Raw genomic sequence first — 14,723 nt, forward strand, 5'->3', positions numbered from 1 at the left:
ATTTAAAACCTAGCCGATTATCTTTGGCATGACTTGGTTGCGACCGCCTTGTTTTGCGGCGTATAGCATCTTATCGGCATTTTCAAGCGTCATCGTATCGCTTAAATTCGCACTTCTGGTCGCCACGCCGGAGCTTATGCTGACCTTTATCGTCTCCGTTTTATAAATAAATTTGAAATTTTCTATCATCAAGCGAAGCTTATCGGCGAATTTCACTCCGTCATTAAGGCTCGTGCTAGGAAGCAAGATCACGAATTCCTCTCCGCCATATCTGCCGATAAAATCTATCTTTCTAGCGTGTTTTTTGAGCACTTGTGCGACGGAAGAGAGGATGACGTCCCCGGCCTCGTGTCCGTAGGTGTCGTTGATCTTTTTAAAAAAGTCGATATCCACAAAGCAAATGGAGTAGTCCGTCCCGTAGCGCTTGTAGGCTTCCTCTATCTTTTGTATCTCGCTCATCAGCGCGCGTTTGGTCGCTACTTTGGTTAAAAAGTCCTCTTTGCTTTCAAGCTTGGCTGCGGCGAGCTCTATTTCGAGGGTGTTGACCCTATCTTGTAGCTGCGAGATGGTCGCTTGTTTGCTGTTCATCTCGACGCCAAGCTCGCGGCTTTCTATCTCTAGCGCACCGGCGATCTCGATGAGCATATTTTTGACCTGATCTATGCTGCTTGAGTTTAGATTTATGCCTTTTAGGTCATTTTTGATGCTTTGCACTTTTATGGAATTTGTCTGCGAGCTAACGGCGATCTCTGAGATCTTCTCGCCTATGCTTTGCAGGACGCTATTTAGCGAGCCTACTTTTTCTATTATCTCGGCCCTGTCCTCTTCTATCCTGCGATCGACGAAGCTTTTTATCTTGTCTTGGAATTCAGAGCAGTTTAGGCTAGCCGGATTTTGCTTTATGATATCTTTTAACGAGTGAAGCTCGCCTGCAAGCTCTTTGGTGATAGAAGGCTCTAGTGAAAACATGATGAGCTCGGCTAGTTTCGCCGCCTCACAACCCTCATCTTTTATCATCAAAAATTTCTCAAGCTCGGTGCTCATCGTCTCAAGGTCATCAAAGTCCTTGACACCGTAATATTTCATAAAATCAAGAAATTCGTCATTATATGAGCTGATGAATTCAAACCACTTCTCGCACATGGCTTCAAGCGTCTTATCATCGTATTTTTTCGCCAAGATCTGCATACCTTGCTCTGCTAGAGCCTTGGCTTTTTTATTATGCAATATGGATATGGCTTGTAAAATTTTTCTGGCAAACGCGTTTAGCGCCTGAGTCGTCTTTTTATCCTCGGCGGAATTTGGAGCGCTTTGCGAGGCGTTCCTGCAAAGCCTAGCTATCATGAACGCGACGAATTCATCGATCGTTTTGATATTTAGTCCCAAGGCTTGGTTTTTGTATTCGCCGCTTAACCTAGAGATGTATTTTTCTATTTTCTGGCTCTCTTCGGTGGTAAAGCCGTGCTTTTTTGAAATTTCATTGAATATATCGGTGTAGTTTTCAGGGGTCAGCATCAAATGGCGGTTTTTTATCTCGCCAAGCGCCTCTTTTACGATCTGACTAACGGTTATGGCTGCCATTTTTGTATCCTTTTACTGCTAAATTTGCGATGTATTCATCAAACGCCTCTTTGGAGGCCTCTTTTATAGCCTCGTATTTGTCGGTATCGCTGATGACACTATCTGCGTATCGCGTGCTTTTTTGACGGCGTGCGACGCTAAAGTCGTATTCGCCGCTAGCAGGTATATCTACCACTCTTCCGTCTTTGAATTTTGTCTTGTAGTTGAGATTTAAAATAGCCTTATACGATGTGATGTAGCCCTTTTCGTCATAAACCGTAGCTTCGTAGCTTAGCGATTTTATAGATACGATTATCGATGTGTCCGCGTTTTTATCGTCGCTTAGAGATCTGTTTAATCTAGCGACCATGCCTTCTTTTACGGCGTCTTTTATCCACACGCTGTTTTTAGGCTCGGTTTTACTTATGATGACATCTACGTATATACTCTCGCCCATAATGTCTTGCGTGATTTTTGAAACAGGCTTATATCCGCATCCTGCGATGAGTAAAGCTATGAAAATTCCTAAAATATACCTCAAAATTTATCCTTTGACGACCAAATTTACAAGCTTTCCTTTGATGTAAATTTCTTTTATTATCTCTTTACCTTCTATCCATTTTGCCACACTAGCTTTAGCGGCCTGCAATACCTCAGCCTCGCTAGCATCGGCATTTATCTCAAATTCCGCTCTTTTTTTACCATTTACGGTGACGGCTAAATTTATCGTATCTTTTACAAATACTTCCTCTAAAATTTCAAGCTTTGTGAAATTCTTACGTCCAAAAAGCTCCTCGCTAAGCTCGTTTGCGATATGCGGGACTATAGGCTCAAGCAAATTTAAAATGATAAAAAAGCCTTCGGTATTGATATCGTCGTTATCCTGAGCATTTAGAGCGTTTAGTGCCTCCATACAAGCAGCGATCAGGGTATTAAACGCAAATGTTTCGTTAAATACCTCGCTTGATTTCTTAAGCGCCTCATAGACCTTCATGCGTGCATATTTTTCGTCTTTGCTTAAATTTGCATGCTCGATAGCGGGCAAAATTTCACTTTTTTTGATAGTTTTGGCCTTGTCCCAAAGCCTATTTAAAAATCGATACGCTCCTTCGACCGCACTATCGTTCCACTCGAGCTCCTTTTGCGGAGGAGCGGCGAAAAGTATGAAAAGGCGCGCCGTATCCGCTCCGTATCTGTTTATGATATCATCGGGATCTACTACGTTGCCTTTGCTTTTGCTCATTTTTTTGCCGTCTTTTAGCACCATGCCTTGAGTCAAAAGGTTGCTAAAAGGCTCATCGTCCCTTAAATATCCTAAATCTCTAAGCACTTTTTGAAAAAATCTCGCATACAAAAGGTGCAAGATCGCATGCTCGATACCGCCGATGTATTGATCCACGCTCATCCAATAATCAACGCTCTTTTTATCAAAAGCCGTCTGCTGCCAAGTCTTTTCGTCGCTTGCAAATCTGGCGAAATACCAGCTGCTCTCGACGAAAGTATCCATCGTGTCGGTCTCTCTTACGGCATCGTGTCCGCATTTTGGGCATTTTGTGTATTTCCAAGTAGGATGCTTGTCTAGCGGGTTGCCCTCGCCCGTTATCACCACGTCATCAGGTAGTGCGATAGGCAAATTTTGCTCATTTTCAGGCACTACTCCGCAGTTTGGGCAGTGCACTATCGGTATCGGCGCACCCCAATACCTCTGGCGTGAGATCCCCCAGTCGCGTAGCTTGTAGTTTGTTATCCTTTTGCCAAGTCCGTCTTTTTCGAATTTTTCTATTATCGCCTGTTTGGCTTGCTTGGTTTCAAGTCCGTTTATAAGCGGCGAATTTATGGAAATTCCATACTCGGCGTTTGCTTTGTCCGTGTCAAATTTGCCCTCTTTTGGCATGACGACTTGCTTTATCGGCAAGCCAAATTTACTCGCAAACTCATAATCTCGCTGATCATGCGCTGGAACGGCCATTATCGCGCCGCTACCGTAATCAGCCAAGATGAAATTCGCCACCCAAACGGGCACCGGCTCGTTTGTGAGCGGATGAAGCACGTAAATATCCAAAAATACGCCATCCTTGTCGCTAGCTTGGCGTTCGCGCGGGCTTTGATTGAGGATCGATCTTATCTTGGCTTTCTTTGTATCGTCTAAAATTTCGCTACTTAGCAAAGCCCTAACTACCTTATGCTCTGGTGCCAGTGCGACGTAGCTCACGCCGTAAATCGTATCCGGGCGCGTAGTAAACACTTCAAATCCGTCGAATTTACCAGCCAAGGCATGGCTCGAAGCATCGTCAAGATAAAATTTAAACTCCAGTCCGGAGCTCTTGCCGATCCAGTTTTCCTGCATCGCGATGACTTGATTAGGCCATTTTCCCTCAAGCGTTTTAAGATCGTTCAAAAGCTCCTCGGCGTATTGCGTGATCTTGAAATAATACCCCGGGAATTCGCGCTGGACGACCTCGTTGCCACATCTCCAGCAGCATCCGTCCTCTACTTGCTCGTTTGCAAGCACGGTTTGATCATGCTCGCACCAGTTTACGATCGCACTTTTCCTATAAACCAGCCCTTTTTCAAACATCTTTATAAAAAAGCTCTGCTCCCACTTGGTATAAAGCGGATCCGAAGTAGCGAGCATCCTTCTATCGGAAAATGAAAAGCCAAGACTGGAAAGCTCTTTTTTCATATAGTCGATATTTTCATACGTCCATTTTTTAGGATGGATCTTGTGCTTTATCGCAGCATTTTCAGCAGGCATGCCAAAGCTGTCAAAGCCTATGGGATGAAGCACGTTAAAGCCGTTTTTGCGGTAATAACGCGCCAAAGCATCACCGATAGAGTAGTTCCTCACGTGCCCCATATGGATGCGTCCGCTAGGATAAGGAAACATCGAAAGGATATATTTTTTTGGCAAAGCGTAATCATCTTTTGGCTCGAATTCGCCGTTTTTATGCCAAATTTCCTGCCATTTTTTCTCGATTTTCGCGGCTTCGTATTTTGAATTTTGAGCCATTTTATCTCCTAAAATTCCTCTTGTGTCTTGGCTGATTCTATCAAAACTAGCACAAGAGAAAAGATATTTGCGATCACGGCACCGATGACAAGCGAGTAGCAAAGTACCGCATTGCTCGATACTTGTAGTATCACAAAGGCCGGTATCAAGTGCAAATCAGCCACCAGCGAGCTGGCAAAAAGCTCGGCCGAGAGTAAATTTTTAACACCGATCTTAAGCAACGTAGAGACTAAATTTATACTAGCCGCGACAAACAATGCGATCTCGTTTTTATCGTATAAAAATTCCACCGCCGTCGTAAGGCTCATCAAAGCAAAAAATATGTATATGACTTTTCCCCAGTTCATTTTAGCTCCTTACACAACACCTTTTTCAAACATGGCCCGCTCTCTATCGCGTTCTTTTTTATCCTTTTGCTTTTGCGCCTCTTTAGCTCTAAAATGCTCGATGCTAAATTTAAACCAAATAAGCAAAGGCGAAGAGATATAGATCGAGCTTATCGTTCCTATGACGATGCCTACGATCAAAACGAAAGAAAATCCATGTATCATGTCTCCACCGAACAAAAATAGCACCAAAACCGTCATCATGGTAGTCGCTGAGGTCAAAATAGTCCTTGAAAGCGTTGCCGAGACGGACTCGTTTATCACGCCCTCGATATCTGTCCTCTTACTACTTTTTATGCCTTCTCGTATACGGTCAAAAATGATGATCGTATCGTTTAGCGAGTAGCCAAGCACGGTCAGTATCGCCGCCAGAGTGTCTAAATTTACATCTATGTCAAAAAGCGAGATCGCCCCCATAGTGATGATGATATCATGCACCTCAGTCGCGATCGCTGCAAGAGCAAAACGCCACTCGAAACGAAACGCGATATAAATGAGCACCGCACCAAAGGATATCAGGATCGCCATTAGGCCTTTTTCGCGTAGCTCGTCGCCTACTTTAGGTCCGACGATATCCACGCGGCGCACCTCGACGTTTCCGGTATCTTTCAAAAGCTCTTTTACGGTCACTCCTATATCAGAGCCTAAATTTGAGCTGGAGCCTGAAAATCGCACTACGACCTCATCTGTCGTGCCAAATTCTGTAACGGAAGCATTTTTTAAAATTTCATTTGACGCAAAAGCCTCGCGAATTTTATCAAGTGGCGCTTTGGTATCGTATTTTAGCTGAATGAGCGTACCGCCTGAAAAGTCGATACCGTAGTTTAGCCCCTTTGTAGCCAGCAAAAATATCGAACCGACAAACAAAATGAGACAAAATACGACCGAGATAAACCTAAATCTCATAAAATCATAAACTCTAGCCTTTGTAAAAATTTGCATCCCTAGCTCCTTTTATAACCAAACCAAAGGCTTGTGTTTCCGCTTTTTTCGATCTTTTCCATGAACGCGTCAAACATACCGTGAGTACCCAGTATCGCCGTGATCATCGAAGCGATGATACCGATACTCATCGTGACGGCAAAGCCCTTTACCGGCCCAGTGCCGTAAGCGTAAAGAACGGCGACGGTTATGATAGTCGTCAAATTCGCATCTATGATCGCGCTCATCGCATGCTCGTAGCCCTTTTGCACGGCCGTTTTGATGCTGACCCCATCGCGCAGCAGCTCCCTGATACGCTCGTTTATGATGACGTTAGCATCCACCGCCATACCGATGGTAAGCACTATACCGGCCATTCCAGGCAGTGTGAGCGTCGCACCAAAAAGCGCCATCACAGCGACAAGTATCACGACGTCAGCGATCAAAGCAATGTTTGCAAAAACGCCTGAAATTCCATAATAAACAAGCATGAAAAGCACGACTGCTATCGATCCTGCCGCTAGCGCCATCATGCTTTGATTTATGCTCTCTTGTCCCAAAGACGGACCGATACTGCGTTTTTCCAGCATCTTTACAGGGGCTAATAGCGCACCGCTTCTAAGCGCGATCGCTACGTCGTGAGCCTCATCAAGTGTGAAACCACCGCTTATCTGACCGCTACCGCCGCCTATTCGCTCGTTTATCACAGGGGCCGAATATACCTTACCGTCAAGCACGATAGCTAAGCGCTTGCCGACATTTGCCCCGGTAAAATCGCCAAATATCCTAGCGCCTTCGGAATTTAGAGTGAAATTTATGATAGGCAGATTATTTTGCTGAGAAAACGCGACCTTCGCATCTGTAAGCATCGCTCCGTCTAGTACGGGGATATTTTTGAGAACGTATTTTATGCGATCATCTTTTGCATCTGGATATATGACATCGCCGTAGCTCTCGGCCTCGGTAGGGCTCATAGTCCTAGCTTGATCCTGCCTCTTGTCATCGACAGCCATTAGCTGAAGGTGCGCGGCTTTTGCGATGAGGTCACGTGCGCGCTGCTCGTCATCAGCCGTTTTGATACCTGGAAGCTCGACTAGGATGTTGTCTTTGCCCTGCCTAGCGACGGTCGGCTCTGCGAGGCCAAACTGATCGAGCCTATTTCGTATGGTCTCTACGGCTTGAGATATGGCGTATTCTATCGTATCGACACGCTCTTTATCCGTTAGAGTGATCGTGTAAGAAAGTCCGTTTTTTTCGACGTTGATACCATTTATCTCTTTTAGGGCTGCATCTACTTTAGATACCTCATCATTGTCAAGGAGCGCAAATTCCACGCTATCTTCTTTTATTTTAAATTTATCGATGAGCACATCTTCTTTTTTTGCGTAGTAGTTGATGCTGCCGGCGATTGATTTGATCTTGGAGTGGATCGCTTCGTCGGTCTCTACGCCAAGGAGCATATGAAGACCGCCTTGCAAGTCAAGACCAAGCGAAATTTTAGCTCCGCTTTGAGTTTGCAAAAAAGATGGCATCGAAAAGCCAAAGCCAAAAATTAAGGCGATCAAAAGTATGATCAGCCTATAAGTCACCCTTGCACTACGCATTTGAGACTTCGATCTTTCTTGCGATAAATTCGCGTGAGACGCGCACGATTACATCGTCGTTAAGCTTAACTTTGATAAAATCCTCTTCTGGTTTTATCACCTCGCATATCAGTCCGCCGTTTGTGATGATCTTATCGCCCTTTTCGAGCTCGGAGAGCATCTTAGCGTGCGCTTTTTGCTGTTTTTGCTGAGGCCTGATGACCAAAAAATAAAATATCGCGAAAAGCACGATTAGAGGCAGTAATGAAGCTACGAAATTTCCTTCTTGCATGGTGTTCCTTGTGTTTAAAATTTTTAAACAGACATTTTAGCACTAAAATTATAATAAAAGCCTTTGTCGGTGCATTTTTGCTCGCAAATTTTATTTTTTTAAGCTTGCTTGAAAATTCTCTGGCAGATTTTTGCTCGCCATTTCTCACGTTAGCTGGCATTTATATCATCATAAATTTACCGCGCGCTGGCTTTTTTACAGCTGGATTTTTCACCGGGATTTTATGGTTTTACTGGATCAGTTTTAGCTTCATTTACTACGAGTTGAGCTTTTTGATACCTTTTGTGATCATTTTTGTCGGGCTTATTTATGGGCTCATTTTTTGGCTGGCGAGCTTTCCAAGCTTTGTTGCCTTGCGCGCGGTGATGCTGTTTTTAGTTAGCTACATCCACCCGTTTGGCTTTAACTGGCTAAACCTCGAAGCGACCCTTGTTTTAGGTATTTTCGAGCCTAGCGTACGCGGGCTTATCTTTGTATTTTTAGCAGCGATCGCCCTTGCATGTTTGCCTAAAATTTACAAATTTATAGCCGCTTTTGTCTGCCTGGTTTGCGCGTTGCAGTTTCATACGCCAGCTTACAAGAGCTTGCCCTTTAAAATCAAGCTTGAAAACACGCAAATTTCGCAAGATTTAAAATGGCAAAAGGAGATGAAAAACGAATTTATAAATGAAAATTTAGACCTGATTGAGCGCGCCATAGATGGAAATTTTACCGCTATCGTGCTGCCTGAGAGCGCGTTTCCTCTTTTTATGACACATGAGAAAAATTTAGTAGCCGAGCTAAAAGAAAAATCGCACCAAATCACGATAATAGCGGGCGCGCTGGCATATGAAGACAAGCTTAGCTACAACTCTACCTTTGTATTTTCGGATGGACAGATGACGCGACTGGATAAATTTATCCTCGTGCCTTTTGGCGAGGAGATCCCGCTGCCAAAATTTATAAAAGATACGATAAACCAGCTATTTTTCAGCGGTGCGAGCGACTTTGCCACGGCTAGCTCAGTGAGCGACTACGAGCTAGCAGGGGCGAAGATCCGTAACGCGATCTGCTACGAGGCGACGCGAGACGAGCTTTTTAGCGGCGAATTTGACGCGATGATCGCTATCACGAACAACGGCTGGTTCGTGCCTAGTACCGAGCCCGCGCTGCAACGCTTGCTACTAAAATACTACGCCACGAAATATGTCAAAGCGATATACCACAGCGTAAATGGCTCGCCATCTGAAATCATAACGCCAAAAATTTCGGTGTTTGATAAATTTTAAAGAAGTAAATTTAAGCCTGTCATGTAGTGAACGAGTGTGTTTGCAAATGCGAACAGCGTTTGCTACACGAGCGAAAAATAGTATGGTGGAGTGGGTAGCGATACTTGAATGCTTGTCGCATTTTCCCATAAACAGAACCCTCATCCATCCACTATAAAATTTAGGCCCTGTTATAATAAATCATTGATACTCGCTTCACAAGCCTTGCTCACTCTGCAAAGCGCCGAACATGTAGCACGATTTTTTGCTTCGTTACACTCGCAACTGCAAGCAGACCGCGGTCAGCTCCGCTTCCCTGTCCTCGTAGCGAAGTCTCGTTATGAGTGCGTAGCACGAAGTAAAAATCGGCGGTAATAAGCTCGCTAACAAGGTTTTTACTCGAATGCTGATCGCATTCTCCTGCTTTGAGAGCTAAAAATCAATGAAATATTACAACAAAGCCAAAATTTACAAATTTAAATCACTTAAATTTAGATGGAAGGATTTCACTCCACTCCACCCTTTACGATCTTTCGTATTTGCATGAAATGCGGCTTTACTGCCTTGAAAAACGGATGATCGCTGTTTGCGTCCATCGTCTCGCCAAAGAGTTTTAGCGCGGTAAATGCACGCTTTGCCACCTCGCCGTCAAGCTCAAATTTCGCACCCATTTTTTCGATCACAGCAAAAATTTCATCGTGCGTTTGCATATCAAAATTTATGCTTTTATCCTGCGCGTTGCCCTCTTTGTCCTCGGTGTAATCAACCTTAAATTTATACTTATGCGTTTTCACACAAGAGCCTTAAAGATACCCACTGCGTCGAGCTTTTCCCACGGATACTTGGCGTTTCCGACCTGACCTTTGGCTGCGACCTTGGCGTATAAAAACGTATCTTTACCCGGCTTATCAAGCCCGAATTTATCGGTTATCCAGCGTGGCGTTAGCGGGAAGGTCTCGCTCACAAATTTTGACAGCTTATCATCATCCACGCCCGCTACGTGAGTGCCCATAGTATCGACGCTAACAGATGTCGGCTTTGCCACGCCGATAGCGTAGCTTAGCTGGACGATGCACTTTTTAGCAAGCCCTGCTGCGACGATATTTTTTGCTATCCAGCGAGCCGCGTAAAGTCCGCTACGATCGACCTTTGTGTAGTCCTTGCTAGACTGCGCGCCCCCACCTATAGGAGCGTATCCGCCAAAGCTATCGACGATGAGTTTGCGTCCAGTTAGACCGCTGTCGTGAAGCGAGCTGTGATTTACGTAGCGGCCTGTCGGGTTGATGTAAATAAGCGTATTTTGCTTGTCGTAAAGCTCTTTTGGCAAGCCAGCTTCATCGATCAAATTTTGCACCAGCGCTCTTAGTTCTTCGATTTTCATCGTCTCGACGCAAGGAGCGGAGACCACGATCGTGTGGATGCGCTGCGGGCGGCAGCTTTCAAAATTATCCTTCGTGCCATAATCGATCGTGACCTGTGTTTTTATATCCACGCCCAGTTTGTCGGGATTTGCTTTGGCAAATTTATAAACTTTATCGCAAAGCATCCTAGCATACGTGATCGCAGCTGGCATAAATTCCTTCGCCTCGCAGCTTGCAAAGCCAAACATTATGCCTTGATCGCCCGCGCCGATCTCACCGCCACTTTGATCCACGCCTTGATTTATATCGCTACTTTGCTGATTGATGCAGACCTTGACCTCGATGTCATCAGGGTGCAGGCACTGCTCTTTTGTGAAATTTGACTTACCGTCGTAGCCGATGTGCGCAAGTGCCTCTTTTACGATATGCTCGTAGTCGTGAAAGGCAAGCTTGACCTTTGAGTTTATCTCGCCACCGATGATGATGTTTTTACCCGCGACAAAGACCTCGCTTGCGACGCGTCCGTTTGGATCTTGCGTTAAAATCGTATCGACGATGCTGTCTGCGATGATGTCCGCGCATTTATCTGGGTGACCTGGGCTAACTACCTCTGAGGTAAATAGATACATAAAATTTTCCTTTTTTTCGATAATTAATCTCGTGATTGTAACATTTCATAATAAAATTCAGATTAATCAAGTATGAATTTTAAAACTTTCAGCTTTTTTGGCTATACTTTGAGCCAATAAATTTAAAACAAGGCGTAAATGATGATAAGCAAACTAACCAAACGTTATGCTGATGGGAATTTGATAGTCCAAATTCTCGTCGGCATAGTCTTAGGCATAATCGTAGGCTTTTGGACGCACCAAATGGTAGCCCCTTTCAACGAGCTCATCAAAAATGGTGTGACCGATGCTGCACAATTAGACGCCGTTAAAGGTGCAGCCCAAATGGCAAATAGCATAGCAAACGGTATAGCGATACTTGGCAACCTCTTTGTAGGTGCATTAAAGGCCGTGGCTCCTGTCCTGGTTTTTGCCCTAGTCGCAACATCCATCATCACGAAAGAATTCGGACATACAAAGGGCATGCAAAAAGTTATCTGTCTATATCTCGTCGGCACTTTCCTTGCGTCTGTCGTGGCGGTGATATTTAGCTTTCTTTTTCCTACCGAAATACTATTAAAAGGCGTTGAAAAAGCCAGTATGGGCGCTCCACAAAATGTCGTAACTGTACTAAAAGATCTTATCTTTAAAATGGTAGAAAATCCAATATCGGCTCTTGGCTCCGGAAATTACATAGGTATCATCACTTGGGCTGTGGGCGGCGGTATAGCTATGAGAGGCTGTTCGCTAGAAACCAAAAAGATATTCAGCGACATCAGCGACGGCCTTACAAAGATCGTAAAATTTGTCATTCGTCTCGCTCCTTTTGGTATTTTTGGTATAGTTGCCATAAGCATACACGAGACCGGATTTGACGCTTTAAAAAGCTACATCAAACTCATCTGCATACTTGTATCGGCGATGCTCACGGTAGCTTTCGTCATTTATCCTTTGATAGCATTTTTGATAACAAAGAAAAACCCGTATCCCCTCGTAATGACTTGCCTAAGAGAGAGCGCGATCACGGCGTTTTTTACTAGAAGCTCGGCCGCAAACATCCCCGTAAATATGGCACTTTGTAAAAAGCTTGGGCTAAAAGAGGAGCTTTACTCCATTTCGATACCCCTAGGCGCTACTATAAATATGGGCGGTGCAGCCGTGACGATCGGCATAATGACGCTTGCAGCGGTAAATTCCATCCCGTCTATCACGGTGACTTTTGGCGATGCACTGCTTCTTAGCTTCATAGCCGCTATCGGTGCGTGCGGAGCGTCTGGGGTGGCCGGAGGTTCGCTGCTTCTTATACCTCTTGCGTGCGCACTTTTTGGCATAAATAACGACATCGCGATGCAAGTGGTCGCAGTAGGATTTATCATCGGCGTCATCCAAGACTCGGTCGAAACCGCGCTCAATAGCTCCTCAGACGTCTTATTCACTGCTATCGCATCCGAAACTTCAAACTAAAATTTAGGGCCATTTCGCCCTAAATTTATCTCTTTATAAATTTAAAATTAAATTTTATGTAAAATGTCAAGAAAAATTTAGGATTTTACATGACGACTTGGGATCTGACTGCATTATTTAAAAACGAAAAAGAGCTTGAAGAAACGGCCCTTGAGCTACGAACAAAATGTCAAAATTTTAAAAATTCATATGAGAAAAATTTTCTAAATTTAAAAACGGATGAGTTTTTAAAGGCCTTTGATATATACGAAAGCCTGCTCATGAGGATCTCAAAGGTCTCGACATACGCTTTTTTAGTCTTTGCAAAAGATATGAGCAAAGGGGCGTTTTACGCAAAATTTGAGGATATCTGCACAAAAGCTCAAGAAAACCTGCTCTTTTTTGAGATAATGTTCAACGAATTTGACGACGCCAAGCAACAAAATATCATCAAAGCCTCGAAAACACACGGGTACTATTTAAGCAACGTCGCCAAGGCAAAGGCTCATCAGCTAAGCGTCAAAGAGGAGCAGATCTTGCTTCGCACTGCAAATACGGGTAGCGACGGCTTTGCACGGCTTTTTGACGAGACGATGAGCGCGATGAAATTTAAATTTAAAGGCGAGCGGCTCGGCGAGGAGGAAATTTTAAGCAAGCTTCACGATAAAGATAGAAACGTCCGAAAGCTCGCTGCAAAGAGCCTTAGCGACACACTCGCAAAAAATCAGCACCTGTTTGGCTACATCTACAATATGATAAAAACGAGTCTAAAAACGAGCTGTGAGCTACGAAATTTCAAGCTTCCCGAAGAGCCAAGGCATCTTGAAAACCAAACCAGTAAAAAAAGCGTCGATGCGCTGATAAAAGCCACCGAGGCGAATTTTGACCTGGTCTCTAAATTTTATGATAAAAAACGCAAAATTTTAGGGCTCAAAAAGCTCTACGACTACGACAGATACGCTCCACTAGAGGGAGAGAGCGAGTATAAATTCCAAAAATGCAAAAATATAGTTTTAAAAGCGTTCAGGGACTTTAGCCCTAAATTTGGCGCTATCGCACAAAGGGCCTTCGATGAGGGCTGGATCGATGTCTATCCTACGCCAAACAAAAGAGGCGGTGCTTTTAGCCACTCGGGCTCGCCGGATGCGCACCCTTACGTGCTGCTAAATCACACTGACGGTAGGCGCGATCTCTTCACGCTCGCGCACGAGCTAGGACACGCAATACATCAAAATTTATCCTACGGCGTGGGCTTTTTAAACGCCGAGACACCGCTCACCACGGCCGAGACGGCGTCGGTGTTTTGCGAGATGTTAGTCTTTGACTACGTCAAAAACACCCTCAAAGGCAAGGAAAAGATATCGCTTCTTGCGGGCAAGATCGAGGACATCTTCGCTACGCTTTATCGCCAGATAAATTTCACGACCTTTGAGCGCCGTATCCACGCGTACGAGGGCGAAATTTCGCTCGAAACGATAAATCAAATTTGGCAACAAGAAAGCGCGAAAATGTTTGGTAAAAGCGTCGTGCTAAATGATTATTATAAAATTTGGTGGAGTTATATCCCACACTTCATCCACACGCCATTTTACTGCTACGCCTACTCTTACGCGCAGCTTTTGGTGCTGGCTATATTTGGGCTGTTTAAAAGCGGCAAATGCGAAAATTTCGTGCAAATTTACACTGAGTTTTTGAGCCTTGGCGGAAGTCGCTCGCCAAAAGAGCTGGTGGCGAAATTTGGCTTTGACATCGAGGACGCTAAATTTTGGCAGATCGGCATAAACGAGGTCAAGAAGCTAGTCGATGAATTTGAGGGATTGAAATGATAGAAGAAATTTTAGACGATGAGAAATTTGCACTTTTGATGAAGATGCACGTGTATGAGTGTATCGACTTTTTACTGCAAAGAAATATAAATTTTTCGATCATGGCGAATTTACCGCTAGTTAGCTTCGAGCCGGAGCTCCCTGCCGAGATAAAGGCCGGTTTTAATATGCCAGTCATCATCTTTACGCTTGCGGGCTACACATTTGAGAGTACGAGACTGTCTGAGGACAACATCAGCTTTGAGGCCGGATTTGGCGCTCAGGACTACGCTTCGCTGGTATCTTTGCCGCTTGGCGCGATAGTGCAGATCTTGGTCGAAAATAGCCCGATCTTGGTAAATTTCTCGATACATAAATCAAAAACGGCTCACAAAGATCACACTGAAAAATCGATATCCGCGTTTATGTCAAACCCGCAAAACAAGGATATCTTTAAAAAGAAAAAATAGCCTTATTCGCCATTTTTAAGTATTTTTAGCTAAAATC

Annotated in this window: 13 protein-coding genes; 4 read left to right on the plus strand and 9 right to left on the minus strand. The window is 44.4% G+C overall.

What is annotated here, in order from left to right; translation table 11 throughout:
* Positions 1 to 9 precede the first annotated feature (9 nt).
* Genes HMPREF1139_RS10215 through yajC form a run of 7 tightly spaced genes read right to left on the minus strand, consistent with a single transcriptional unit; the run spans position 10 to position 7,752 of the window.
* A complete protein-coding gene (locus HMPREF1139_RS10215) occupies positions 10 to 1,581 on the minus strand; it encodes a GGDEF domain-containing protein (RefSeq protein ID WP_009651318.1) in 1,572 nt (523 codons plus the stop codon).
* The gene (gene lptE / locus HMPREF1139_RS10220) at positions 1,562 to 2,101 is read right to left on the minus strand and encodes an LPS assembly lipoprotein LptE (RefSeq protein WP_009651265.1); all 540 of its coding nucleotides are present in this window, start codon (positions 2,099 to 2,101) and stop codon (positions 1,562 to 1,564) included. Before lptE ends, HMPREF1139_RS10215 begins: the two co-directional genes overlap by 20 nt.
* A gap of 3 nt (positions 2,102 to 2,104) precedes the next feature.
* Positions 2,105 to 4,570: a leucine--tRNA ligase gene (leuS, locus tag HMPREF1139_RS10225; protein ID WP_009651152.1), complete on the minus strand. Its 2,466-nt coding sequence runs from the start codon at positions 4,568 to 4,570 to the stop codon at positions 2,105 to 2,107.
* An 8-nt stretch (positions 4,571 to 4,578) separates the two neighbouring features.
* Complete coding sequence (locus HMPREF1139_RS10230; protein WP_009651298.1) at positions 4,579 to 4,917, minus strand: DUF6394 family protein; 339 nt, start codon at positions 4,915 to 4,917, stop codon at positions 4,579 to 4,581.
* 9 nt (positions 4,918 to 4,926) lie between these two features.
* Entirely contained in the window at positions 4,927 to 5,898 is a 972-nt protein-coding gene (gene secF, locus HMPREF1139_RS10235; protein ID WP_009651373.1) for a protein translocase subunit SecF, read from the minus strand.
* Positions 5,899 to 5,900: 2 nt separating this feature from the next.
* Positions 5,901 to 7,481: a protein translocase subunit SecD gene (gene secD / locus HMPREF1139_RS10240; RefSeq protein WP_034966503.1), complete on the minus strand. Its 1,581-nt coding sequence runs from the start codon at positions 7,479 to 7,481 to the stop codon at positions 5,901 to 5,903.
* On the minus strand, positions 7,474 to 7,752 hold the full coding sequence (yajC, locus tag HMPREF1139_RS10245; protein WP_009651151.1) for a preprotein translocase subunit YajC: 279 nt from the start codon (positions 7,750 to 7,752) through the stop codon (positions 7,474 to 7,476). Before yajC ends, secD begins: the two co-directional genes overlap by 8 nt.
* Before the next feature lie 8 nt (positions 7,753 to 7,760).
* Between yajC and HMPREF1139_RS10250 the strand changes: the two genes are divergently transcribed.
* Positions 7,761 to 9,020, plus strand: a complete 1,260-nt coding sequence (locus HMPREF1139_RS10250; RefSeq protein WP_009651348.1) for an apolipoprotein N-acyltransferase — start codon at positions 7,761 to 7,763, stop codon at positions 9,018 to 9,020.
* Between the two features lie 485 nt (positions 9,021 to 9,505).
* Here HMPREF1139_RS10250 and HMPREF1139_RS10255 read toward each other — a convergent pair whose 3' ends face one another.
* Entirely contained in the window at positions 9,506 to 9,793 is a 288-nt protein-coding gene (locus tag HMPREF1139_RS10255; RefSeq protein WP_009651417.1) for a DUF3861 family protein, read from the minus strand.
* On the minus strand, positions 9,790 to 10,989 hold the full coding sequence (metK, locus tag HMPREF1139_RS10260) for a methionine adenosyltransferase (protein ID WP_009651217.1): 1,200 nt from the start codon (positions 10,987 to 10,989) through the stop codon (positions 9,790 to 9,792). The genes HMPREF1139_RS10255 and metK overlap by 4 nt, the downstream gene beginning before the upstream one ends.
* Positions 10,990 to 11,130: 141 nt before the next feature.
* Here metK and sstT point away from each other — a divergent pair, with 141 nt between their 5' ends.
* The 3 genes from sstT (at position 11,131) to HMPREF1139_RS10275 (ending at position 14,686) form a co-directional block, all read left to right on the plus strand.
* Positions 11,131 to 12,432, plus strand: coding sequence for a serine/threonine transporter SstT (gene sstT / locus HMPREF1139_RS10265; protein WP_009651128.1), 1,302 nt, complete (start codon positions 11,131 to 11,133; stop codon positions 12,430 to 12,432).
* An 89-nt stretch (positions 12,433 to 12,521) separates the two neighbouring features.
* Complete coding sequence (locus HMPREF1139_RS10270; RefSeq protein WP_009651408.1) at positions 12,522 to 14,237, plus strand: M3 family oligoendopeptidase; 1,716 nt, start codon at positions 12,522 to 12,524, stop codon at positions 14,235 to 14,237.
* The gene (locus tag HMPREF1139_RS10275; RefSeq protein ID WP_009651304.1) at positions 14,234 to 14,686 is read left to right on the plus strand and encodes a hypothetical protein; all 453 of its coding nucleotides are present in this window, start codon (positions 14,234 to 14,236) and stop codon (positions 14,684 to 14,686) included. Before HMPREF1139_RS10270 ends, HMPREF1139_RS10275 begins: the two co-directional genes overlap by 4 nt.
* Positions 14,687 to 14,723 lie beyond the last annotated feature (37 nt).

Source organism: Campylobacter sp. FOBRC14, assembly GCF_000287855.1.
Lineage (GTDB): Bacteria > Campylobacterota > Campylobacteria > Campylobacterales > Campylobacteraceae > Campylobacter_A > Campylobacter_A curvus.

Excerpts from the sequence above, each read along its gene's own strand:
- HMPREF1139_RS10215 (WP_009651318.1), bottom strand. The coding sequence starts at position 1,581 with ATGGCAGCCATAACCGTTAGTCAGATCGTAAAAGAGGCGCTTGGCGAG.
- leuS (WP_009651152.1), bottom strand. The coding sequence starts at position 4,570 with ATGGCTCAAAATTCAAAATACGAAGCCGCGAAAATCGAGAAAAAATGG.
- HMPREF1139_RS10230 (WP_009651298.1), bottom strand. The coding sequence starts at position 4,917 with ATGAACTGGGGAAAAGTCATATACATATTTTTTGCTTTGATGAGCCTT.
- secF (WP_009651373.1), bottom strand. The coding sequence starts at position 5,898 with ATGCAAATTTTTACAAAGGCTAGAGTTTATGATTTTATGAGATTTAGG.
- secD (WP_034966503.1), bottom strand. The coding sequence starts at position 7,481 with ATGCGTAGTGCAAGGGTGACTTATAGGCTGATCATACTTTTGATCGCC.
- yajC (WP_009651151.1), bottom strand. The coding sequence starts at position 7,752 with ATGCAAGAAGGAAATTTCGTAGCTTCATTACTGCCTCTAATCGTGCTT.
- metK (WP_009651217.1), bottom strand. The coding sequence starts at position 10,989 with ATGTATCTATTTACCTCAGAGGTAGTTAGCCCAGGTCACCCAGATAAA.
- sstT (WP_009651128.1), top strand. The coding sequence starts at position 11,131 with ATGATAAGCAAACTAACCAAACGTTATGCTGATGGGAATTTGATAGTC.
- HMPREF1139_RS10270 (WP_009651408.1), top strand. The coding sequence starts at position 12,522 with ATGACGACTTGGGATCTGACTGCATTATTTAAAAACGAAAAAGAGCTT.
- HMPREF1139_RS10275 (WP_009651304.1), top strand. The coding sequence starts at position 14,234 with ATGATAGAAGAAATTTTAGACGATGAGAAATTTGCACTTTTGATGAAG.